Annotated in this window: 16 protein-coding genes; 14 read left to right on the top strand and 2 right to left on the bottom strand. The window is 69.5% G+C overall.

Annotated features, from left to right (window positions below; all coding sequences use genetic code 11):
* Positions 1-145: 145 nt before the first annotated feature.
* From AC1DFR_RS02280 to AC1DFR_RS02270, 3 genes are all read left to right on the top strand, one after another.
* Positions 146-2,710: a helix-turn-helix transcriptional regulator gene (locus tag AC1DFR_RS02280; protein WP_476872625.1), complete on the top strand. Its 2,565-nt coding sequence runs from the start codon at positions 146-148 to the stop codon at positions 2,708-2,710.
* A 99-nt stretch (positions 2,711-2,809) separates the two neighbouring features.
* The gene (locus AC1DFR_RS02275; RefSeq protein WP_476849536.1) at positions 2,810-3,262 is read left to right on the top strand and encodes a universal stress protein; all 453 of its coding nucleotides are present in this window, start codon (positions 2,810-2,812) and stop codon (positions 3,260-3,262) included.
* Positions 3,263-3,361: 99 nt separating this feature from the next.
* Entirely contained in the window at positions 3,362-4,360 is a 999-nt protein-coding gene (locus tag AC1DFR_RS02270) for a hypothetical protein (protein WP_476872624.1), read from the top strand.
* Positions 4,361-4,384: 24 nt separating this feature from the next.
* Here the strand turns inward: AC1DFR_RS02270 and AC1DFR_RS02265 are convergent, their stop codons facing one another.
* Entirely contained in the window at positions 4,385-4,681 is a 297-nt protein-coding gene (locus AC1DFR_RS02265; RefSeq protein WP_223916956.1) for a hypothetical protein, read from the bottom strand.
* Positions 4,682-4,877: 196 nt separating this feature from the next.
* A complete protein-coding gene (locus AC1DFR_RS02260) occupies positions 4,878-5,723 on the bottom strand; it encodes an IclR family transcriptional regulator (RefSeq protein WP_476872623.1) in 846 nt (281 codons plus the stop codon).
* A 248-nt stretch (positions 5,724-5,971) separates the two neighbouring features.
* Between AC1DFR_RS02260 and AC1DFR_RS02255 the strand changes: the two genes are divergently transcribed.
* The 11 genes from AC1DFR_RS02255 (at position 5,972) to AC1DFR_RS02205 (ending at position 24,306) form a co-directional block, all read left to right on the top strand.
* On the top strand, positions 5,972-7,528 hold the full coding sequence (locus AC1DFR_RS02255; protein WP_476872622.1) for an ABC transporter substrate-binding protein: 1,557 nt from the start codon (positions 5,972-5,974) through the stop codon (positions 7,526-7,528).
* A 62-nt stretch (positions 7,529-7,590) separates the two neighbouring features.
* Complete coding sequence (locus AC1DFR_RS02250; RefSeq protein ID WP_476849541.1) at positions 7,591-8,544, top strand: ABC transporter permease; 954 nt, start codon at positions 7,591-7,593, stop codon at positions 8,542-8,544.
* Positions 8,541-10,679, top strand: a complete 2,139-nt coding sequence (locus tag AC1DFR_RS02245; RefSeq protein WP_476872621.1) for a dipeptide/oligopeptide/nickel ABC transporter permease/ATP-binding protein — start codon at positions 8,541-8,543, stop codon at positions 10,677-10,679. Before AC1DFR_RS02250 ends, AC1DFR_RS02245 begins: the two co-directional genes overlap by 4 nt.
* Positions 10,676-11,683, top strand: a complete 1,008-nt coding sequence (locus tag AC1DFR_RS02240) for an oligopeptide/dipeptide ABC transporter ATP-binding protein (RefSeq protein WP_476872620.1) — start codon at positions 10,676-10,678, stop codon at positions 11,681-11,683. The genes AC1DFR_RS02245 and AC1DFR_RS02240 overlap by 4 nt, the downstream gene beginning before the upstream one ends.
* 110 nt (positions 11,684-11,793) lie before the next feature.
* Positions 11,794-14,121 (top strand): alpha-L-rhamnosidase, encoded by a 2,328-nt coding sequence (locus tag AC1DFR_RS02235; RefSeq protein WP_476872619.1) that lies wholly within the window; start codon positions 11,794-11,796, stop codon positions 14,119-14,121.
* 104 nt (positions 14,122-14,225) lie between these two features.
* The gene (locus tag AC1DFR_RS02230; RefSeq protein WP_476872618.1) at positions 14,226-16,724 is read left to right on the top strand and encodes a beta-glucosidase; all 2,499 of its coding nucleotides are present in this window, start codon (positions 14,226-14,228) and stop codon (positions 16,722-16,724) included.
* A 6-nt stretch (positions 16,725-16,730) separates the two neighbouring features.
* A complete protein-coding gene (locus tag AC1DFR_RS02225) occupies positions 16,731-19,418 on the top strand; it encodes a family 78 glycoside hydrolase catalytic domain (RefSeq protein ID WP_476872617.1) in 2,688 nt (895 codons plus the stop codon).
* Complete coding sequence (locus tag AC1DFR_RS02220) at positions 19,415-20,434, top strand: alpha/beta hydrolase fold domain-containing protein (RefSeq protein WP_476855995.1); 1,020 nt, start codon at positions 19,415-19,417, stop codon at positions 20,432-20,434. Before AC1DFR_RS02225 ends, AC1DFR_RS02220 begins: the two co-directional genes overlap by 4 nt.
* Positions 20,431-22,329, top strand: a complete 1,899-nt coding sequence (locus AC1DFR_RS02215; protein ID WP_476872616.1) for a glycoside hydrolase family 3 protein — start codon at positions 20,431-20,433, stop codon at positions 22,327-22,329. The genes AC1DFR_RS02220 and AC1DFR_RS02215 overlap by 4 nt, the downstream gene beginning before the upstream one ends.
* Positions 22,326-23,345, top strand: a complete 1,020-nt coding sequence (locus AC1DFR_RS02210; RefSeq protein WP_476872615.1) for an alpha/beta hydrolase fold domain-containing protein — start codon at positions 22,326-22,328, stop codon at positions 23,343-23,345. The genes AC1DFR_RS02215 and AC1DFR_RS02210 overlap by 4 nt, the downstream gene beginning before the upstream one ends.
* 97 nt (positions 23,346-23,442) lie before the next feature.
* Positions 23,443-24,306 (top strand): alpha/beta hydrolase fold domain-containing protein, encoded by an 864-nt coding sequence (locus AC1DFR_RS02205; protein ID WP_476872614.1) that lies wholly within the window; start codon positions 23,443-23,445, stop codon positions 24,304-24,306.
* Positions 24,307-24,344 lie beyond the last annotated feature (38 nt).

Raw genomic sequence — 24,344 nt, 5'->3', positions numbered from 1 at the left:
AGGAGCGGCGCACAAGGGGTCTTTGCGCCCTGTTGGTGCCCTTTTGCCCCCACCTAGCATGTGGAATGTGAGAGATAGGCTAGAAGCCGAATGGGTACCGGGCCCACAGTTCAAGATCCGCCCGCCTGTGCGCGGTCTCGGAGCGTTGGAGCGTCCACGTCTGGAAAGCGCCCTGTCCGCGGCCGCGGATTCGCACCGCCTGACCCTCGTCGCGGCCCCGGCCGGCTACGGCAAGTCAACTTTTCTGGGTGATTGGGTCCGCAAGTGCGCTCTGCCGTGCGCATGGCTGTCGCTGGACAGGTTCGACACGCAGCCCGCGCGGCTGTTTCACGGTGTTGTTGGGGCGATCCAGTCCGCGGCGGGCAAACTGCCGTTACCCGGAACCGACGCCCTCCTCGCCCTGGACCCGAGCCTTGCCCACGACCGGGCGGCCTCCTACGACCTTCTCCTCGGGGCACTCGAGCACCTCACTGAACCGATTGTCCTGGTGATCGATGACGTCCATTTGGCCGGGCCGGGGCTGGCGAACGGAATCGTCGGGGTGCTCGCCGCATCGGCACCCCCCTCACTGCGGCTGGTCCTCTCGGGACGCGGCCATACGTCCATTCAGCTCGAAAGATTCCGGTACGGCGAGGGACTGGGTGAACTTCGCGCCGCCGAACTGGCCTTCACGCGGGAGGAAGTTGCCCAGTTCGCCAGTGCGCTGGGACAAGATCAAACGTTCGACGCCGGGTCGCTCTGGAAGATGACTGCCGGCTGGCCTGTGGCAGTCCACGCCAGCCTGGTCTCCTTGGCGCAGGCCCGCAACGTGCCGCTTGCAACGCCAGGCTCCGCGCCTACGCACGTCCCGCTCGCCGACTACGTCGCGGAAGAGATCCTCGACCAGATCGAACCGTCGCTGGCCGAATTCATTCTCAGGGCCACTACCAGCGACTGGCTCGGACGCCGGCTCGCCGTCGAACTCGAAGGCCGTCCCCGCGGCGGCGTGCTGCTTGAGGATTGCCTCCGTAACGGGCTCTTCATCGAGGAGCACGAATACCGTGCGGGCGAATCGATGTTCCGGTGGCATTCCCTCTTCGCGGCGCAGTGCCGGCGCATCCTGCAGCGGCGTGACCCTTTGCTCGCCGAGCGTCTGCACCGCGTGGCGGCGAGGTACTACCAGGACGTCGACGTCGTCGAGGGCGTCGCCCAGGCGCTGCAAGGAAGCGCACCCCGGCAAGCTGTGATTTCCCTCGGCGCCCATTGGCTCGAATTCCTGCTCGGAAACGACGTGCAGACCCTGGAACGGCTGTGCCTGGACCTCCCGGCACCGTGGGGCGAGGATCCGGAGATCCTGATGATCCGATCGGTCTGCCGTGCCCTTTCCGGCGACGGCACCGCCGCGGCCGAGCTCACCGACCGGGCGCTGTCGCGGACCTTCGCGCTGGACGCAATTCGACGCCGGAGACTGGAGAGTTACCGGGCGCTCTACGAGCCGCTGCCCGCCGACGGCCGGCTGGACCCGCACACCGAGACGGACGACGGCCGGTCGACGACGGACATTTCAGGAGATGGCCGCTCCAGCTCCTTCTCGACAGGACTCTTCCTGCTGGCCCAGGCAGAGTTCCGGCTGCACCGCACCGGCGAACTTGGCACGGCGCTGCTCCAGGCAACGGCGGCCACAGGCAACCCGGAACAGCTGGAAGCCGTGGAATTCTGCGCCCAGGCCGAGCTCGCGTTGGCTCACGCCATCGCCGGTGACCTCGTGAGCGCCGACGAACTTGGCACGGCGGCGTTGGAACGGGGAGAGGCGCTGGGTTGGAATTCGCGGCAGCGGATGGCTCCGGCCTGGCTGGCCCGTGGCATCGCGTGCTACTGGAATGATGATCTGAAGGCTGCGCGGACCTGTCTTACCAAAGCGCAGCGATTGGGCAGCGAGCTGTTCCCGACCGGTCCGCTCAGCGCCATCTATCGGGTCCTGGTTGATTGCGCCGCCGGCGACCTGGTCGGCCTGGCCGACTCCGGTGCGGCGCTGGAGTCCTTTCACGGGCGGGGACGGTACGCCGTGTCATGGAATGCCCTGGAGACCATCGCGGTGGCGAAAATTGCCGAAGCCAGGGGCGACCGGGACGGAGCTTTGCGGACCGTCCAACCACTCGGTGCCGGGGGGCACGGCGCATTGGCGGATACGCTGCTGGCGGAGTTGCTGCGCCGCGAAGGTGACACCGCCGCTTCGCAACGCTGTGCCGAGTCACTGGCCGATCGCCGCGGCAGCTCATATATCGACACCTGCCTGAGCCTGACCGAGGCGATCATGGCCCATGGAGCCGGAGATGCCGCGGCGGCACACGAGCGGATTGAACATGCTGTCCTTCGTGCCGAGCCTGAAACCGTCCTGCGTCCTTTCGCCGAACGGAGAGAGGAATTGGCGGATCTGCTCGTGGAGCACGCTGTGTGGGGCACCGCGCACGAGTCGTTCATCGCAGCGCTGATGGCACGCGAGGCACAGGGTGAGACCCGCCTTCGTGCACAGTCCTACTGGAACCTGACCGAGCGCGAACGCGAAGTCCTTTCCTACATGCGCTCGATCATGACCGCTGCTGAAATTGCCGAGGCGTTGTACATTTCCGTGAACACGGTCAAGACCCACGAACGGTCCATTTACCGCAAGCTCGGGGCGGTAAGCAGGCGCGACGCGCTCAAGACGGCCGCCAAGCGTGGCATCGTCTGAACGCTGCGGCGGCCTTGACGGCCTTCGCGGCGAGGCACCGGTCCCGGATGGGGTCAGAGGCCCCTAGGCGCCGCAAACCGGCAGTGAAAGTCTGGAACCATGAAAAAAGTTGATCCCTTTGTGATCGTGATCGGATTTGACGGCTCGAAGCAATCCCACGAGGCCTTGGCGTGGGGTGTTGAAGAGGCCCGGTACCGCAGTGCGGAGCTCCGGGTCCTGACTGTCTGGAATAAGGCGCCAATGGCGTGGTATCCGGCGATGCTGGAAACCGCGGCAGGCGAAATCGTGGCGGAGGACTCCCCGGAGCAGCAGGCTGAAGCGCTGGGCGCCGAGGCGGCGAAATCCGCAGTGGGTGTCAATGTCGTGACGCGGTCCATCAAGAACGACTCAGCGGCGTCGGCAATACTTGAGGCCGCACGGGAAGCCGACCTGGTGATCGTCGGCTCCCGCGGCCACGGCGGTTTCGCCGGGCTGCACATCGGATCGGTCTCCGCCCAGGTGGCCAGCCACTCCCCGTGCCCTGTCCTGGTGATCCGGCCGAAGGCTTCCTGAGCGTCCGGCCCGCTGGCCACGGACGTCCGGGGCGATGCCGCGTGCCCACTCGACGGTGAGCACCCGATGCCAGCGAGCCGGGAGCGCTACCATCGGCGTATGACCGTCCTGGACTGGCTGATGGATTCAGATCCTTCCCTTCGATGGCAGGTGTTGCAGGATCTCAGCAACGCCGCGCCCGAGGTCGTTACCGCAGAGCGCGCGCGGGTAGCGACCGAAGGCTGGGGTGCCCGCCTGCTGGCATTGCGGGACGAGGACGGCCAATGGGCGCATGGCGCATATTTCCCCGCCCGGGGCGACCGCCCCGACGGAGGCGGTGCCGAGGGCGGCGGTGCGGATGATGCCGGTGGTGACACAGGTTGGGACCGTGTCCCCCAGCCCTGGACCGCCACAACGTACAGCTTGCTCCTGCTGCGTGACTTCGGGATCGACCCGCGAAGTGAGCAGATGCGCCAGACCATAGCGCTGGTCAGGGACAACTGCCGCTGGGAGGAGGGCGGCCAGCCGTATTTCCAAGGCGAGGTGGAGCCGTGCATCAACGGAATGACAGTGGCGCTCGGCGCGTACTTCGATCAGGGCGTCGACGGCGTCGTCTCCCGGCTTGTCAGCGGGCAACTGGACGACGGCGGGTGGAACTGTTGGGCGGAGTCCGGCGCCGTGGTGTCCTCGGCCGCCACGACGATCAACGTCCTCGAGGGCCTCCTGGCCCACGAACGGGTCACGGGCGGCTCGGCGCAGTCCGTGGACGCGCGGCGCCGGGGCGAGGAGTATCTGCTGGAGCGGGGCCTGTTCCGACGCAAGAGCACCGGCGCGGTCATAGACCCGGCTTGGCTGACGTTCTCCTTTCCGACCCGCTGGCACTACGACGTGCTCCGTGCCCTGGAGTACTTCCGTTCGACCGGAGAGCCCCCGGACCCGCGCATGGCCGAAGCCGTGGAGGTGCTCCGGTCAAAGGAGCAGCCGGACGGGACCTGGTTGCTCGAAAACACGCATCCCGGGATCGTCCATTTCCCGGTTGATGCCGGTGACGGCCGGTCCAGCCGGTGGAACACCCTTCGCGCGTTGCGCGTACTCGACTGGTACGGGCGCGCCGTTTGAAGTGGCTGTGTGGGTTACGTGCTGCTAGGGCAGAACCTTGTAGAGGTCGATCACCGTCTCTTCGGGCGGAGCGGCGAAGCCGCCCTCAATACCCGCCTGCATCCGGGGCAGGAGGATCGTGTCCCGGAATTTTTCCCAGCTTTCTTTCGATTCGTGGACTGCCAAGACCGTCCAGCCCCCCTCGGATGCCCCGCCGGCGTGGAAGATCTGCCCCTCGGGCAGGAGCCCCGCGCCTGGATGGACGGCTGCAAGCGACGCCTCGTATTGTTCCTTGGTGCCTCCCGGAAAGAAGTGCACGATTCCGTAGGGCGTGGTGGCCATAACAACTCCTAGGCTGGTGGATTGGACTGGACAAGGCCAGTCCTAGACGCCGCCACCGGGCGTGTCAAGGGCTCGCGGAAGCAGGCGGGGGTCCGGGGAGCCGGGCGCCCCGCAGGTTCAACATTATGACCCTTCATCCCGACGCCGCGCCGGCCTTTCCACTGGTTGGAAGGGCCGGCGGTGGGCAGCTCCGCGGTCAGCCGTCCGACAGGGTCCGGACGTCCTCGGCCAGGGCAGTCCGGTAGCCAAGGTTTCGTGAGACTGCCCTCGCGGTGGCCATCACCGCCGGAGCCAGGACATTGGGCGGGGTGGTCCCGTCCGGTACAACGATCGACAGTGCGGCCACCACCGTGCCCTGGGCATCAAAGACGGGCGCCGCCACGGAAACAGTCAGCGACGGCGCGGACCGGCGGATCATGGCAATCCCCGTTCGGTGGACGTCGGACAGGGTGCGCCGCAGCTGGCCTTCCGGCATGGGAGCCACGCCCGGTTCAGTTTCCGCGGGTTCCTTGAGGATCTTTTCCTGGAATGCCGCGTCCGCGCCGGCCATCAGGACCAGGCCGACGGCCGTGGAGCGCAGGGGGAGCCGGCCGCCCACCCGGTAGGCGACTTCCGTGGCCTGCTTGGAGGAAAGCCGTTCGATCAGGACGGCCTGGTCCTTGTCCCGCACGGCGAGCAAGACGTGATGGCGCGTCACCTCGAAGAGGTCCTCTAGGTAGGGCAACGCGATTTCGCGGATCCCGTGGCCCCTCGGGGAGAGGGACGCTATTTCCCACAGCCGGACGCCCACAACGTAGCGTCCGTCGTCGAGCCGTTCCAGAGCGCCCCAGGCGACCAGCCGGGCAATGAGGCGCAACGCCGTCGGGGCGGGCATCTGCGCATAACGGGCCATCTCTGACAGGGTCAGCGCCCGGCGGCGGTCCGTGAAGACAGCGAGGAGGCTCAGGGCCCGGTCGATCACCGGTTCGCCCTGCTTGGGCCGCTTGCCGCGCGCGGCGGGCGGGTTTTCAGCGGGGGAATGCTTATCCGCGGGTGCTGTCATTCGTCATCGTTCCTTCTTCGTCGCCAGTGACGTTCACCACAATAGTGTTCCAACCAATGAAATTCTCGTGTGACGTCATTGCGTCCGCCTACGACTCTTGATGGAGCCGGTCCACCCGACCGCATCTGGGGGAAGGGCGCGGAACGCACCGTCCGGGCGGCCACCGTCCGGCCGGTCCGCTCCAGTCCCGACCACCACCAGATGCCGAAAACCCCCGTTGTTTTGGAACGAATGCGAAGGCGCACTACATGAAACTTCTGAACCCCACCGCCCGACGGAGCGCGGCCGTTCTGGCCGGCGTCCTGATGCTCAGCTCCGTGACCGCCTGCGGCGGCTCCGGCCAGGCGGCATCCACCGTGGATAAGACCACCCTGACAATCGGCGTCGAGAGTGACAGCGCGTCCTTCGGATTCGACCCGCTGCGGGTCTCCGACGCGCAGCGTCAGTTCTTCGAAGGCCTCTACGAGAACCTCATGACCCTGAAGGCGGACGGCTCCGTGGGGCCGGGCCTGGCCACCGGTTTCAGCTACAACGCCGATAACACGGTGCTGACCCTGACGCTCAAGCAGGGCGTGACGTTCACGGACGGGTCCACGCTGGACGCGGCACTGGTGAAGGCCAACTTTGACCGCCGCACGGATCCCGCCCTTTCGGCGTACTCAGCCATCGCCAAGGGCGGCGCCCAGGAACTGACATCCGTGGACGTCATCAGCCCCACCCAGGTGTCGCTGAAGTTCGCCAAGGCGCAGCCGGGCTTCGAGAAGAACCTGACCTCCACCCTCGGCATGATCGTTGGCAAGGCGGGGGCCGCGGACACGGCAAGCCTGGCCGCCAAGCCGGACGGCTCCGGTCCGTACACGCTGGACTCCGGAACCACGGTCAAGGGCAACAAGTACGTCCTGCAGAAGAACGACAAGAGCACCGACGCCGCGAAATACCCCTACAACAAGATCGTCTTCAGCGTCATCCAGGATCCGCAGGCCCGGGCCAACGCCCTCGTTTCCGGCCAGGTGGACGTCGCCCAGCTGACCTCACCGACCGTTGACTTCGTCAAGGCCAAGAGTGTCGGCGTCTCCCAGATCGGCGGCACGGTCCAGACCATGGTCGCCTTCGACAAGACGGGCAAGACGTCGCCGGCCTTCGCCAGCGAAAAGGTCCGCCAGGCGTTCCAGTACGCCATCAACCGGCAGGCCCTGGTCGATGCCCTGCACAAGGGTGACATCCCGGCGTGGAACGCCCTGCCCAAGGATTCGGCCGGCTTCACGGAGACACTGAACTCACAGTTCGCCTACGACCCCGCGAAGGCCAAGAGCCTGCTGGCGGAAGCCGGCTACGCCAACGGCTTTGAATTCACCATCGTCGCGAGCGCCACCACCCAGACCGACCTCCAGGCGGTCCAGAAGGACCTGGCCGCCGTCGGCATCACCATGCAGGTCAAGATGGCGACGTCGACAGATGAGGCGTTCGCCGCCGTCGCCACCACCCCGCTGGGCTACGCGCCGCTGGGCTGGGACAACCCGGTGGGCCTGATGTACGGCGCGATCCTCAACGGCTTCACCAACGTCCAGAAGGCCACGGACGACCAGCTCAGCGCCGCCACCGGCGAGGTCGCCGCCGCCAAGGACGATGCCGCCCGGAAAGCCGCGCTGACCAAGCTCAACACCCGGCTCGTCGAATCCGGCTGGATGATCCCGCTCTTCGAATCCCTCACCAACCAGGGCTACAACACCAAGAAGGTCAAGCCGGTGGAGTTCGCCGGCAGCAACGTGTACCCGCTGCTCTCGTCCTACGCCCCGGCCAACTGACCCCCCACCCTGCCGGGCGGCCTTCACCCCTAAGGCGAAGGCCGTCCGGCAGGACCTGACCGATGGAGGTCATCATGGCGATTTACGTCGCAAAGCGCCTGCTCATGGCGCTGGCCACCGTACTGGTGGTCGCGGTGCTGGCGTTCCTCTTGGTGCACGCAATGCCGGGCAGCCCCGGCGCCGTGTCCCTCGGCGCCGGCGCCACCCAGCAAGCCATTGACGAGGTCAACAGCCGGCTCGGCTGGTCCGATCCGCTCCCCGTCCAGTTCTTCCGCTGGCTCGGCAGCGCCGCGCAGGGAGACTTCGGGGTGTCCCTGATCGACGGCCGGTCCGTGAGCGCCGACCTGGCCAGCAGGCTGCCGGTGACGGCGGCCCTCGCGGCCGGGGCCACGGTCCTGAGCGCCGTGCTCGGCATCGGTCTTGGCGTCACGGCAGCCGTCCGCGGCGGCGTGGTCGACCGGATCGTCGGAGCCGTCTGCGGCCTCGCCGTGGCGCTGCCGGCCTTCTGGATCGGCATCATCTTTGTGTACCTCTTCGCCGTCCAGTCCTCGGTCTTTCCGGCCACCGGCTACGTCCCCTTCGAGGTCTCACCCCAGGACTGGGCCCTGTCCCTGGCCCTGCCGGTGATCACCCTCGCCGTCGGCGGTGCGGCGTTCATCGCCCGCCAGACCAGGGCATCCATGCTGGAGGCGCTGCAGCAGGAACATATCCGGACCCTGCGCGCAACGGCCACCCCCACCTGGAAGATCCTGTACGTCCACGCCCTGCGCTATGCCAGCCTGCCGATCGTGGCCGGGATCGCCCTGCAGTTCATCGGGCTGTTCGGCGGTTCGGTGATCGCGGAGCAGCTCTTCGCCATGCCGGGCCTTGGCCAGGCAGTCCAGACCTCCGTCAGCACCCACGACGCCCCGTCCGTGCAGGGCGTTGTGGTGGTCGCCACCGTTGTGGTGGTGGCCGTGAACCTCGTGCTGGAGCTCGCCACCAAGTTTCTCGACCCGAAGTTGCGTGCCTCATGATCCCTTCCGTTGCCCCCGCGCCCGTCCCCGCCACCGCGAATGCGGAAGATACAGGCACAGGCGGAGCCCCACCCGCGAACACCGCCACGGGCCGGCCCGGTCCCGGCCCCGGTCCCAAAACTGGCGTCGGCCGGAGGCCTGCCCACCGCCTGTTCGCGGCGCCCGGTGCCGTGGCCGGAGTGCTCTGGCTGGCGGTCCTGGTGGTTGCCTCCCTCACGGCGCCGTGGTGGCTGCCGTACAAGACCGAGGACCAGGACTTCGCCGCCATCCTGTCCGGCCCCACTGCCGCCCACTGGCTGGGCACCGACGAACTGGGGCGGGACCTGCTCAGCCGCATCTTCGCCGCGGCCGCCGGCACCCTGGGGACATCGCTCATCACGGTGATTGTCGGCGTCGGACTCGGCACCGTCCTGGCGATGGTCGCCGCCGCTGGACAACGGACCGAAGGGCCGATCAGCCGCGTCACCGAGGTCATGATGTCCTTGCCCGGTACGGTGATCATCCTGGCGGTCATCGGTGCCGTGGGCACGAACATTCCCGTCGTCATGGCGATTCTGGGCGTCCTCATCTCGGCCGGCATCTACCGCGTGATGCTGGGCCAGGCCACCGCGCTGCAGTCACAGCTCTATGTCGACGCCGCCAAGGTGGACGGCGTGAGCACGCTCGGCATCAGCCTGCGGCACGTGCTGCCCGGGTTGAACACCACGATCGTGGTGCAGTCCGCCCTCATCTTCGCGGTGGGCATGCTGATCCAGGCCGGTCTGGCGTTCATCGGATTCGGGCCGCCCATCCCGCAGCCCAGCTGGGGCGGCATGATCCAGGGCGCATCCCAGCACGTCTACGACGCCCCCTGGCTGATGGTCCCCACCGGTGCGGTCCTGGCGCTGACGGTCCTCGCGGCCAATGCCATCGGCAATGCCCTGGGGAAAAGCCCGAACGCGGCCGCCTCCCACCTGCCCTCCGCCGCTGACCGCCGACGCCGGGCCGCTGCGTCCGCGGCTGCGCCGTCCACCGATGCCCCCGCGCCGTCCACCGATGCCGCCGCGCCGGACGCGGCCGGCCGGCTGAGTGTCCGCGGGCTCTCGGTGGGCGTCGACGCCGGCACGCCCCTAGTCACGGAGGTCTCCTTCGACGTCGAACAGGGAACCGTGCTCGGGCTGGTGGGCGAATCCGGCTGCGGCAAAACCATGACGGCGTTGTCCCTGCTGGGCCTGTTGCCCTCGGGCGTATCCGTCACCGGAGGCCAGATCCTGTGGAACGGCCGGAACCTCGCGGCCGCCACGGAAAATGAGCTGGCCGGCCTCAGGGGACGGGAGATCGCGTTGATCTCCCAGGAACCCATGCGTGCCCTCGACCCCATGTTCACGGTCGGCTACCAGCTGGTCTCCGCCATCCGGCGCCTGCGGGGCATGGGCAAAGCCGAAGCACGCACCGAAGCCCTGAGCCTGCTCGAAAAGGTGGGCATCGTGGACGCCGCGCGCATCCTCACCACCTACCCGCACCAGATCTCCGGCGGCATGGCCCAGCGCGTGGCCATCGCCCTGGCCCTGGCCGGCAGTCCCCGGCTGCTGGTCGCCGACGAACCCACCACGGCGCTGGACGTGACAGTGCAGGCCGAGCTCCTCTCGCTGCTGCGGGCACTGGTCAAGGACACCGGCATGTCCGTGGTGATGGTGACACACGACCTCGGCGTAGTGGCCGACATCTGCGACACCGTGGCCGTGATGTACGCCGGCCAGGTGGTGGAAAGCGGCCGGACCGCCAACATCCTGGACAACCCCCGCCACCCGTACACCCTGGCGTTGCTGGCCGCCGACCCGCACGCCAACACCGCCGAGGACATGCCCGAGCGGCTCGCCACCATCAACGGCCAGGTGCCGCAGCCCAAGGACTGGGCGGGCGGGTGCCGGTTCATGGCGCGTTGCCAGTTCGCCGGCTCGGCCTGCGTGGCGCCGGTCCCGCTGGTTCCCTCGGGCTCGGACGACGGCGTGGTGCGCTGTGTCAAGGCCGACGAACTGGCCGTGGAAGGCCTGGCCTGGGTGGCCACCGAAGTACCCGCCCACCGTGTCCTCGACATTCTTGAGATGGACAGCACAGTTGAGATGGACAGCACAGTTGAGAAGGACAGGACATGAGCATCGAAACAGCGGTACGCCAGGGCGGAACAGCGCAGGCTCCCGAGCAGCCGCTCCTGGACGTGGTGGACCTCGTGGTCCGTTACGGCCGGGGCCGGAAGGCCGCCGCCAGACCGGCCGCGGTGGACGGCGTGAGCTTCAGCATCCGGCCCGGGGAGACCGTGGGCCTGGTGGGGGAGTCCGGCTCCGGAAAGTCCACGATCGGCAAAGCCATCCTCGGCCTGGAAAAGAGCAGCGGGGGTTCGGTCAGCTACAACGGCACGGACATCACACATGCCAGCCCCGCACGGCGGCGTGAACTGGGCGGCGAACTCCGGGCCGTGTTCCAGGACCCGAACTCCTCACTCAACCCCCGGCTGAGCATCGGTACATCACTGGCCGAACCGCTGCGGATCCGTGGCGTGGCCGCCCGGGAAGCCCGGCAGCGCGCCGAGGACATGCTGGCCAGGGTGGGACTCCCGCGCGAGGCCGTGGACCGCTTTCCCGGCCAGTTTTCCGGCGGCCAGCGGCAGCGGATCGCCGTCGCCCGGGCACTGATCTGCGAGCCGAAACTCGTGGTGTGCGACGAAGCGGTCAGCGCCCTTGACCTCTCAACGCAGGCCCAGGTCCTGAACCTCCTGGCCGACCTCCGGGACGAGCGGGGGCTGAGCTATTTGTTCATCGCCCACGATATCTCCGTGGTCCAGTTCCTCGCCCAGCGCGTCGTGGTGCTCTACCGCGGCCAGGTCATGGAAAGCGGCCCGGCGGCAGCCGTCACGGAGTCGCCCCAACACCCCTTCACCCAGGCGCTCGTGGCGGCCTCGCCCGTGCCCCGCCCGGTGGAGCAGGCCGAGCGGCGGCAAAAACGCGAAGCGCTGGGCGTGCGGACCGCGGCGGCCGCCGCTGCCGCTCCCGGCGGCTGCCCCTTCAGCCAGCGCTGCCCGCTGGCCACGGACTTGTGCCGGACCGAACGGCCGGCCCTGCGGAAGGTGGGCGCGTCCGACGTCGCCTGCCACTACGCCTGAGCGGCACCGGTCCCGAGCCTGATCCCGCGGCACCGGCGGTACCGACCAAATCCCCACAGCATGGCACTCCCCACAGCATGGCAACTCCCCACAAGAATGGACGACACCACATGACCCCCGCACCCTGGTCCGCCACGATGATCGCGCCGGATCGAGCCTTCGACGGCGCCCCGCTTCTGCGCAAGGAATTCCGGCTGGACGAAGGCCACGGACCCGTGAAGCGCGCGCTCCTGCGGGCCACGGCGTTCGGGATCTACGAGGCGCAGATCAACGGCGTCCCGGTCGGTGAGGACGTGCTGAGTCCGGGCTGGAGCTCGTACGAATGGCGCCTGCACTACCGCAGTTACGATGTGACCGCGCTCGTGGGGCCGGCCACGGTGATCGGCGTCGCGCTCGGCAACGGCTGGTACCGCGGACGACTGGCCTGGCACGGCAAGTCGGGCCTGTACGGCGATGAGCTCGGGTTCTTCGGGCAGCTGGACATCGAATTCGCCGACGGCCACGTCCAGTCGGTCGCCTCGGACACGTCCTGGCAGTCCGGGCCCTCGGGCACCACGGCCAACGATCTTTACGACGGACAGCGCATCGACGCGCGGCGGGAACCGGCAGGCTGGGCCCGGCCGGGCTTCGCCGCGGACGCAGCCGGTCCGGAGGCCTACGCTGCCGCTGTGGGGGCCGGCGCCTGGACTGGGGTCCATGCCCTGGAGTTCGACGCCGGCCGGCTGGCGGATCCCGTCGGGCCGCCGGTGGTGCGCAACGAGGTCATCAAACCGGTGGAGGTCTTCACCTCACCGGCCGGCAAGACGCTGGTGGATTTTGGCCAGAACCTGGTCGGCTGGCTGCGCTTCACCGTCCAGGGCGACGCCGGCGCCACCATCACCGTGCGCCACGCCGAAGTCCTCGAGGACGGTGAGCTGGGCACCCGGCCGCTGCGCTCGGCCGCCGCCACCGACACGTTCATCCTCTCCGGTGCCAAGGACTTCTTCGAACCCAGCAAGACCTTCCACGGGTTCCGCTACGCGGAAGTATCCGGCTGGCCCGGCGAGCTGACGGCGGAATCCCTCGAAGCCGTGGCGGTGCACTCCCGGCTTGAACGCACCGGCAGCTTCGAGTGCTCCAACCCGCTGGTGAACCAGCTGCACCGCAACATCGTCTGGGGCCTCAAGGGCAATTTCCTGGACCTCCCCACCGACTGCCCGCAGCGCGATGAGCGGCTCGGCTGGACCGGGGACATCGCCGTGTTCGCCCCCACGGCCGCCTTCCTCTACGACGTCAAGGGCTTCCTGCAGGACTGGCTCCTGGACCTCGCCGCGGAACAAAAGGCTGCCGGCGGACTCGTTCCCATCACCGTGCCGGACGCACTGAAGTACTGCCCCCAGCCGCCGGAATTCCCGGCACCGGAATCCTCTGCCATCTGGAGCGAGGCATCCGTGTGGGTTCCGTGGGCGCTGTGGGAGGCCTACGGCGACGACACCGTCTTGAAGGACCAGTACGACTCGATGGCCTCCCACACCCGCCGGGTAGAGGGACTGCTCTCGCCCGCCGGGCTCTGGGATGAAGGCTTCCAGTTCGGCGACTGGCTGGACCCGGACGCCGCGCCGGACCAGCCGTGGGCGGCCAAGGCGGACACCGGCGTCGTCGCCACAGCGTGCCTGTACCGCACGGCGTCCATCACCGCGCGGACGGCTGCGCTCCTGGGACACGACGCCGACGCCGACGCGTTCGGCCGCCTCGCCGAACGGGTCAAAGCGGCCTTCAACACCCACTACGTGGCCGCCGACGGAACCGTGCACAGCGACTGCACCACGGTCTACGCGCTGGCCATCGCCTTCGACATCCTGCAGACCGGCCGGCAGCGGGAGTTTGCCGGCAACCGCCTCGCCGAACTGGTACGGAACAACAACTACCGCGTCTCCACCGGGTTCGCCGGGACCCCCTTCATCACCGGCGCCCTGGCCGATACCGGTCACACTGACGCGGCGTACAGGCTCCTGCTCGAACAGGAATGCCCCTCATGGCTGTACCCGGTGACCATGGGGGCCACCACCGTCTGGGAACGGTGGGACTCCATGCTCCCGGACGGCACCATCAACCCCGGCGAAATGACCAGTTTCAACCACTACGCGCTCGGCGCCATTGCTGATTGGTTGCACAAGTACGTCGGTGGAATCCGGCCGCTCGCCCCGGGCTACTCCAGGGTGCTGATCGCGCCCCTGCCCGGCGAGGGCATCGATTGGGCCAAGACCAGCCTGCGCAGCCCGCACGGCACCATCGCCGTCGAGTGGCGGACCACCGGCGACGGGGTGCTGGAAGTCGAAGCAAAAATCCCCGACGGCGTGGAGGCGGAGATCAGGCTGCCGGGGCAGGACGGCCGAAGCGTGGGGGCGGGCACGCACCGCCTGACCGCCGCCGCCACCTCAGCGGCCGTCGCCTCCTAAATTCCACCCAGCGCCGTGTCAACCAATGAAACTGCGCTGTCCGGGCGCGCCGCCGCAAACCCATGCTGATAGCTGACGAAACCAACGATCAGGAGCACCAACGAATGACCTCCACGAGCTTTGACGCCGACGTCGAAGAAACGATCCGCACCCTGCCGGTGGCAGACAAAGTCCGGCTCCTGAGCGGCTCCGGCCTGTGGCACACCCAGGCCGAGCCGCGCCTGGGACTGCCGAAGATCACGGTTTCCGACGGGCCCGTCGGCGTCCGCGGCCACCGCGACACCGAGGCAGCCGGCTCGGTGAACCTGCCGTCCGCCACGTGCCTGGCCTCTTCTTGGGACCGGCGGCTGATGGCGCGGGTGGGGAAGCTGCTGGCGGCCGAGGCGCGCCGTCAGCAGGTGGACGTGGTGCTCGGCCCCACCATGAACCTGCACCGTTCACCGCTGGCGGGCCGGAACTTCGAGTGCCTGTCCGAGGACCCGCTCCTCACCGGTGAACTGGCGGCCGCGTACGTGGACGGCATCCAGGGCCAGGGCATCGGCGCCTGCCCCAAGCACTTCGTCGCCAACGAGGCCGAGACCGAGCGGACCACCGTCAACAACGTGCTCGACGAACGGACTTTGCATGAGGTGTACCTCGCACCGTTTGAACGCGTCGTCAGGCAGGCCCGGCCCTGGATGATCATGGCGGCCTACAACGGCGTGAACGGCAAGGCCATGACCGAAAATCCCCTCACGGAGAACCCGCTCAAGACCGAATGGGGATTCGAAGGCGCCGTGGTCTCGGACTGGCACGCGGTGTACTCCACCGTGGACTCCGCCCTTTCGGCCACGGACCTCGCCATGCCGGGACCGGAGAAGCTGTGGGGCGACGGGCTCGTCGAAGCCATCTCCGCCGGTCTGGTCCCCGAGGCCGTGATTGACGAGAAAGTGCGCCGGCTCGTCACCCTGGGCCGCCGGGTCGAGGAGGGCCGCCGGAACGAACCCGCGGCACCCGAAGCCGGCGCCGCCGTGGCCCGGGAGGCCGCGGCGGCAGGATTCGTGCTGCTGGAAAATCCGGCCGGCGTCCTTCCCCTCTCGCCCGGGGACCTCACCTCCATCGCCGTGGTGGGACCGGCGGCGCTGGATCCCCGGACCCAGGGCGGCGGCAGCGCCTCGGTGTTCCCGGCCTACACGGTGGCGCCCGCCGCGGGGCTGCGCGCACGGGCCGGCGACGGCGTCCGGCTCACCACCGTCCAGGGTGCCTGGCTCTCCGGGGGCCTTCGCGAACCCCGGAACGCGGAATGCCACGCCCCGGGCCAGGGGGAGGGAAGCGTCCGGCTGACCTGGCGGGGGCCCGCCGGCACAGTTGCGGAGGAATACGGTCCCCGGACCACGCTCACCCGGGGTACGGGCGCCATCCCCGCCGGCGCCACCGCCGTCGACATCGAAACGATCTTCACGCCGGACGTCTCCGGCACCTGGAAGCTGGGATTCAAGGGCATCGGCCGCGCCAGCCTGGAGATCGACGGCGACGCCGTGGCGGCCGCCGACTCGCGGGACCGCTACGCCGACGTTGAAGCCGTGCTGATCGGCGCGCCGGACGAATCAGCCGGCGTCGTCCTGACCGCCGGAACCCCGGTGCGACTGACCTTGCGCTACACCTGGCATCCGGAGGCCACTCTGTTCCGCATAGGGCTGGCCATCGACGAACCCCGGGAATCGGCGGACCGCGAGATCGCCAAGGCGGCTGCCGCGGCCGGCGCCGCCGACGTCGCCGTCGTGATGGTCGGGACCTCCGGTGCCGTCGAAAGCGAAGGCTTTGACCGGACCTCCCTGGCGCTGCCGGGCCGGCAGGACGACCTCGTCCGCGCCGTCATCGAAGCGAACCCACACACCGTGGTGGTGGTCAACGCCGGCGCCCCGGTGGAGATGCCCTGGCGGAACGACGCCGCGGCGGTGCTCCTGGTCTGGTTCCCGGGCATGGAATTCGGAAACGCCCTGGCCGATGTGCTGTTCGGCGACGCCGAGCCCGGCGGCCACCTGCCAACCACCTGGCCGGCCGCCCTGGCCGATGCTCCCGTCCGCGACACGCACCCCCGGAACGGCCAGCTCGAGTACACGGAACGGCTGGATGTCGGCTACCGCGGCTGGGCAAGACAAGCCGCGCAATCCACGCAGGCTGCCGCTCCGGCGTATTGGCTCGGCCACGGACTGGGCTACACCACCTTCGCCGTGGAGGGGTTCGCGCAGCTGGAGGAAGCGGCACCCGGGGAGGACGTGCACACCGTCCTGACGGTCCGCAACACCGGTGCCCGGGCCGGAAAATACCTGGCGCAGATCTACGCCGACGCCCCGGAAACGGACGTGGACCGGCCCGGGTTCTGGCTGGCAGGCTTCGCGACGGCCCTCATCCCCGCCGGGGAACGCCGGGACATCCGGGTCACACTGCCCGGGCGGTCTTTCCAGCACTGGGATGCCGGGCGCGGCTGGTGCGGGGAGGAGACAACCTTCAGGATCGCGCCCGCCGGGCACGCCGGCGACGCGCGCGACGCGCTGGCCGGACCCCTCGCGGCCTCCGTCAGGCCGGCGGCGTCAGTCCCCGCCCTCGACGGGACGAGGTAGGCAGCCGTGAACCAGCCCACACGCCTGCGCGTTGAGCACCTCAGCGAGGCCTTCGGCATCACCGCCACCCGTCCCCGGCTCAGCTGGACCCCGCCGGAGGGGACGGTGCGGCAGAGCGCCTACCAGATCACCGCCAGCAACGGCTGTGACACCGGCCGGGTGGAATCGGGAACCCACCGCCTTGTGCCCTACGGCGGCCCGGCGCTGGGCTCCCGGGACCACTTTGAATGGACTGTGCGGACCTGGGACCTTGCCGCGGACGGCAGCGAGTCAGCCTCAAGGTGGGCGGACCCGATGCCGGTCGAACTGGGCCTGCTGCACCCCGCCGACTGGGCCGCACAGTGGATCGGCCCGCGCGAGGCCGCCATCCCCGCGGCCGGCGAGCGCCCGGGCTACGCACTGTCCACCACTTTCGAGCTGGACGCGGTCCCGGACTCGGCCCGGGCGTACGCCACCGCCCACGGGATCTACGAGCTCTTCGTCAACGGCCACCGGGTAGGCGACCAGGAGCTCACCCCGGGCTCCACCAGCTACCACAGCACCCTGCAAGTCCAGACGTTCGACGTCGGAACGCTGCTGCAGACCGGCAGCAACACCGTCACTGGCGTCCTCACCGACGGCTGGTACCGCGGCACGTTCGGGTACACGCGCGACGCCGACATGTACGGAACGACGACGGCGCTGCTGGTACAGATCGAGCTGGCATCCGCGGCGGGTCGGACGGTGGTCGGGACCGATGACACCTGGCTGGTGGAGCCGTCCGAAATTGTCAGCGCGGACCTCATGGCCGGGCAGCGTGTCGACTTCCGTGCCGCAGGCGTTCGCTCCGGAAACCGTCGCGGGCACGCTGTGCTCCGTGACGGCAGCTTCGAAACACTGACGGGTCCCGTCGCACCGCCCACCCGCGCCGTGGAGGACATCGCCCCGGTGTCCGTCACCCGGCTGGCCGGCGGCCACCAGGTGGTGGACCTGGGCCAGAACATCAACGGCTGGGTGCGCCTGACCCGGCTCGGCGCCCCGGGCCACGCCGTGACGCTGGTGTACGGCGAAGCCCTGGACGACGCGGGCGAGGTCACGCAGGAGCACCTGCGACCGCACGATTTCCGCAACCCGGGCCAGTTCCTGTCCGCCGGGCAGATCGACTCCGTGGTGTCCTCCGGCGCGCCCGGCGAAATTTTCGAGCCGCGCCACACGGCGCACGGCTTCCGGTACGTTTCGGTCCGCGGGCTGGCGGACCCGCTGGAACCGGGGGATCTCGTGGGCCGGATGGTCCAGACCGACCTCGAACGCGTGGGCACGTTCAGCTGCAGCGATGACCGGCTCAACACGCTGCACGGGATCGTCGAGTGGAGCTTCCGAGGGAATGCCTGCGAGGTCCCCACGGACTGCCCGCAGCGGGAGAAAGCCGGCTGGACCGGCGACTGGCAGGTGTTCGTGCCCACCGCGGCCTACCTCTTCGACGTTGCCGGCTTCTCCCGGAAGTGGCTCAACGATGTCCGGGCTGATCAGTGGGACGACGGAGTGGTCGTCAACATTTCGCCGTCGCCGGGCCCGGACGCCACCGCGGCCGATCACATGGCCTTTGTCAACGGCTCGGCCGGCTGGGGAGACGCGATCGTCCTGGTGCCGTGGGAAATCTACCGGGCCACGGGTGACACGGCCATCCTGGAACAGAACTGGGAGGCCATGAACCGCTGGCTCGGGTTCATCAGCAGCGCGGCCGGAGGCGCCCGGCACCCGGCCCGGGCCGTCACCCGACCTACGCCGGAACCACACGAGCAGTTCCTCTGGGACACCGGCTTCCACTGGGGTGAATGGCTCGAACCCGACGGGCCGGAACCGGACCTGTTCGCGGCCAGGTCCGCCGACCACGGCATCGTGGCCACCGCCTACTACCGGCACTCCGCCGCCATCATGGCCGGGATCGCCGCCGTCCTGGGCAAGGACACGGAGGCCGCCGCCCTGGCAGAGCTGTCCGCCAATGTCCGCGACGCCTGGGCCCGCGAATACGTCAATGACACCGGGCAACTGTTCGACCCCAGCCAGGCAAACTGTGTCCGGGCACTCGCCTTCGGCCTTGTCGCCGACGAGCACCGGGCGGCGGTCGCGGCGCAACTGGCCGGCCTCATCCGGGACGCCGGCACCCACCTGGGCACCGGGTTCCTCGCCACCGCAGACCTGTTGCCGGTCCTTGCCGACAACGGCCACCTTGACCTGGCCTATGAGCTGCTCATGCAGGACACCGAACCGTCCTGGCTGGTGATGGTGGACCGCGGAGCGACCACCATGTGGGAAGCCTGGAACGGCATCGGCCCGGACGGCACAGCGCAGCAGTCCCTGAACCACTACAGCAAGGGCGCCGTGGTGTCCTTCCTGCACCGCTACACCGCCGGACTCCGGCAGACGCCGGGGAGCGCGGCCTACGAACAAATCATCATCGAACCGCGCCCGGGCGCCAGCCTCTCATCCGCCAGCACATCCCACCGCGGCCCCCAGGGCCTGGTTTCGGCCAGCTGGCGGATCGACGACGGCGAGCTGACCCTGAACGCCGTCGTCCCGGCCGGCACCAGCGCCGAAATCCGCCTGCCCGGCCGGGCGGGAGCCGTCGTCGGGCCCGGAACGCACACCTTCTCCGTCCCGTATGGCCCGGCCGTCCCGGCATCCCTGCCCCACCTCACCAGGAGCGCACCATGACCTTAATCGAATCCCCAACGACTGACACCGAGGCAAGCCCCGACGCCGCCGCAGGGAAGGACGGCCCGCCTTCTGGTCCAGCGTTACCGGCGTTCCCTGCCTTCGACGGCCCGGGCACGGCCGTGCAGGTATCCGAGGTCTCCGCGGTACACCGCGAAGTCAGCTACGCCCGGACCGTCGGGTTCCGGCCGCTGAGCATGGACATCTGGCTTCCGCGGACGGCCGGGGGTCCGGTGCCGCGGCCGGTTCCGCTGGTGCTGTGGGTCCACGGCGGCGCCTTCCAGCTGGGGGATCGCCGTGAGCTGCCGCCCACGTTCCCCGCGGACTCCGTATTTTCCCGGCTCAACGCGGCAGGGATCGCCTGCGCCACCGTCGACTACCGGCTGGCCCTCGAAGCCGCCTTCCCGGCCCAGCTGCATGACCTGAAAGCGGCGGTCCGCTACCTCCGCGCGCACGCACAGGAGCTGCGGATCGATCCGGAACGCTTTGGCGCCTGGGGCGAATCGGCCGGCGGCCACCTGGCCGCGCTGCTGGGCCTGACCGGCAGCCGCGAAGACCTCGAGGGCGGACTCGGGGCGCAGGGACACTCCAGCGCCGTCAGCGCCGTCGTGGACTTCTACGGCGTGTCCTCGCTGCCCCTCATGCCCCCGATGCAGCTCCCGGCCGGCCTCCTCACCGGACCCATGGTGGCCGCCGTTCCGGCAGGCATGAGCATGGAACCGGGACCCATGCTCGTTGGCGGCTCCAGCGACCCGGACCGGCTGGCGGCCGCGAGTCCGCTCGGCCACGTCAGCGCCGGGGCGCCGCCGTTCCTGCTGATCCACGGCGACAGCGACGCCCTCGTGCCCCTGTCCCAGAGCGAGCTCCTCGCGCAGGCCCTCAGCGCCGCCGGCGTCCGCAACGACGTCGTCGTCATCGAGGGCGCCGACCACTGCTTCTTCGGCGCAGAAGACCGGATCGACAGCATCCTGGATACCGCCATCACCTTCCTCTCCAACGAATTGAGCCAGCCATGACCCCCGCCACCGCCCGCTACCCCTACCAGGACGCCACCTTGCCGGTCGGGCAACGCGTCCAGGACCTGCTCTCCCGGCTCTCGCTCGAGGACAAAGCGGGCCTGATGTTCCACGGCGCGCTGCCGTTCGCGCTCGGCACCGGCCCGGCCGTGGAGCTGATCGGCGGGCGCCGGATGAACCACTTCAACATCATCGGCGCCGCAACCCAGGCCAGGGAACTCGCCGAATGGCACAACAGCATCCAACGCCTCGCCCTGGACACCGGCTGGGGCATCCCCGTCACGCTCTCCACGGACCCGCGCCACGCCTACACCGACAACCCCGGCACCGGGGCCCTGGCCGGGCCGTTCTCGCAGTGGCCCGAGGCGCTCGGCTTCGCCGCCGTCGGAGACCCCGACGCCGTGGAAGAGTTCGCCGATATCGCCCGGCAGGAGTACCTCGCCGTCGGCATCCGGGCCGCCCTGCACCCGCAGGTGGACGTCTTCACCGAACCGCGCTGGTCCCGCGGCGCGGCCACGTTCGGTGAGAGCGCCGAGCTCGCGGCGGAGCTGGTGGGCGCCTACGTCCGCGGCTTCCAGGGCGACGCGTTCGGGACGGCGTCCGTGTCCACCATGACCAAGCATTTCCCCGGCGGCGGCCCCCAGCTCGACGGCGAGGACCCGCACTTCAGCTACGGCCGCGAACAGGTCTATCCCGGCGGCAACTTCGACTATCACCTGCTGCCCTTCCGGTCCGCCGTCGCCGCCGGCACACGGCAGGTCATGCCGTACTACGGCATGCCGGTCGGCACGGAATACGAGGAAGTGGGCTTCGCCTTCAACAAGCGCATCCTCACGGAACTCCTGCGCGAAGAACTCGGCTTCGGCGGGATCGTCTGCTCGGACTGGGGCATCCTCACCGACGGCGACATCTTTGGCAGGGTGTTCCCGGCCAGGGCCTGGGGCGTGGAACACCTGACACCGCAGGAACGGCTGCTCAAGGCGCTGGACGCCGGCGTGGACCAGATCGGCGGCGAAAGCTGCGTCGACCTCCTGACCGGCGCCGTCCGGGCGGGCAAGCTCAGCGAAGACCGGCTCGACGTCTCCGTCCGCAAACTGCTGGAGGAGAAGTTCCTCCTGGGGCTCTTCGAGAACCCCCTCGTGGACGCGGCCGCCTCCGACTCCGCAGTGGGGACTCCGCAGTTCCGCGCCGCGGGCCGGGCCATGCAGCGCCGCTCCTACACGCTCCTGGCCAACAAGGACGTCGACGGCGGCCCCGTCCTGCCGCTCGCCGCCGGCGCCAGGGTCTACCTCGAAGGCATCACGGCCGCGGACCTGGGGCCGGGCTTCATCCCGGTTCCGACGCCGGAGGCCGCGGACCTCGCCATCCTCCGGCTGCGGACCCCGTTCGAAGTCCGCGGCGAGGGCTTCGAATCCTTCTTCCACTGCGGCAACCTGGCCTTCGCGCCGGAGGAGATCGAACGCGTCACCGCCATCTGCCGGGCCGTCCCCACGGTCATCGACATCAACCTGGAACGGCCCGCCGTCCTGCCCGAACTCGCCGACCACGCCGCGGCCCTGCTGGCCAACTACGGATCCGACTCCGATGCCCTGGCGGACATCCTCACCGGGCGTGCCGTGCCGGAAGGCTGTCTGCCGTTCGACCTCCCGCGGTCCATGGCCGCCGTCGAAGCCTCCCGGGAAGACATGCCGTTCGACACCGAGGACCCCGTCTTCCGCTTTGGCCATGGACTGTCCCTGCCCCGGTCCGGACGCGCCGGCGCGGCCGGGGCCGCTGCCGGCACTGCCAACGCTGCCGGCACTGCCGACACTGCCGACTCTGCCGACACGGTTGACAGTGTCGACTTGGGGGCTCCGCTGGCCTGGGCACGGACCGCGACCGGGTCCCGGCCATGAGCCTGGACCCGGACCTGGCCGGCGCCCTGCACCACCTGGCCGGAGCGGGCTCGATCACTGACCTCCTGGGCCAGCCCGGCGGCCTGGACCGGCTCGAGGCCTTCAGCGGCGGCGCCGTGCCCTACCAGGCTCCAGCCGTCCGCTTCCGGGAAACCGGGGCCCGCGGTCCGAACGGGACCGTCCCTGTCAGGGTCTACGGCGGCGCCCCGGGCCATGACGGTCCCGCGCTCGTGTGGATGCACGGCGGGGGATTTGCCGGCGGCGGGCCGGAGATGCGCGAAGCGGACCAGCTCGCCCGGGAAGTCGCCGCCCGCAGCGGCGGCGTGGTGGTGTCCGTGGACTACCGGTTGGCCCGCGACGGCGTGCACTTCCCCGTCCCGCACGAGGACGTCCTGGCCGCCTGGCTCTGGACCGTGGAGCACGCCGCGGAGCTGGGCGCCGACCCCGACCGCGTGTGCCTGGGCGGCGCCAGCGCGGGCGGCAATCTCGCCGTTGGGGCCGCGCTCTTCCTCAAGGACGCCGGCCTGCCACTGCCGGCCAAACTGCTGCTCGCGTACCCGTTCCTGCACGCCGACCTGCCAGCGCCCAGCACCGGATCCAACACCGCTTCCAGCCCCGGATCCATCGCCGGGCCCGGTTCCGTCCCGGCGCCGGACGTAGCCGGCGTGCTCGAGGGGCTTCCGCGGCTGCTGCGCTTCACTGCCGATGACTGCCGCGCCCTCGTGGAGAACTACATCGGCGGTCCTGTCGCCATGGCGTCCTCCTATGCCATGCCCGGCAACGCGGACCCCTCCGGGCTGCCGCCCGCGGCGATCATCGCATGCGAATACGACGACCTGCGGCACTCGGCAGAGGCTTTCGCGGCAGGGCTCCGGCGTGCCGGAACCGACGTCGACTTCCGCCTCGAAGCCGGTGCCGTCCACGGCTATCTCAACCATTCCGCGGGGCTTAGGATCGTGCAGGACGGCCTCGCCTTCCTGGCCCGGGCCCTGGTGGAGGCAAAGCCGTTCCAATGATTGAAATGCCCGGTGCCGGCACGGCCCGGTATCCGACACCCTTGATTCAGACGCCGGAACACCTCGAGAGGCCGGCCAGCAGCAGATGGAGCCGACGATGACAGCAGAACAGATCCTGGAAGGGATCGAGTTCGCCTGCCCCGGGGGCGCCGAACCCCTGCTGCTGGACGTCTACCTCCCCGCCGCCGAAGAACACCCCGCCGAAGGGCCGTCCCCGAAACTGTTCCCCGCCATCGTGCACTTCCACGGCGGCGGCTGGCGGACGGGGGAGCGATCCTCCCTCGGCCCGGTCCTGGACGGCTTCGGCTTCAGCCCGTTCCGGCGGCTCACGGACGCAGGCTTCGTAGTGGTCTCCGCGGACTACCGGCTCAGTACGGCCGCCCGGTTCCCGGCGCAGCTGGAGGACGCGAAGGCCGCCGTGGACTGGCTTCGGAACCATGCGGCGGAGTTCCGCGTGGATCCTGACCGGATCTTCGCGTGGGGCGACTCCGCGGGCGGGCATCTCGCCAGCCTCGTGGGGCTCACCCCTGGCGACACCGGCGACGCCGCGGTCGCTGCCGTGACAGCCTGGTACGCGCCCGCGGACCTGGCCACGATGGCCGAACAAAGCCTGCCCAACGCCGTCGCCCGTGCCGACGACCCCGCCTCACGCGAAGAACTGCTCATCGGAGCGGTGCTGGCCGAGGCCCCCGGCAAGGCCGCTGCCGCCAGCCCCATGGGCCATGTGACCCCAGCGGCGCCGCCCTTCCTCCTGGTCCACGGGACCGCCGACCGCTTCGTCCCGCCGGCCCAGTCGACGTCCCTCGCGGCGGCGCTGGAAGCCGCCGGTACCGACGTCGAACTGCTCCTGATCGAGGACGCGGACCACATGTGGGTACTGCCCGATCACAGCCAGGCGGCCGCGCAGAAGGCCATGGATGCCACCGTCGACTTCTTCCTCCGCCAGGCCCACCTCCCCTGACAGACCCGTCCCCGCGAAGCCAGTGCAGGCCTCGGCCT

It is taken from the genome of Arthrobacter sp. 05T410 (genome assembly GCF_056396505.1).
Note: the sequence above shows the minus strand (reverse complement) of the source record. Positions and strands in the feature narration are given on the sequence as shown.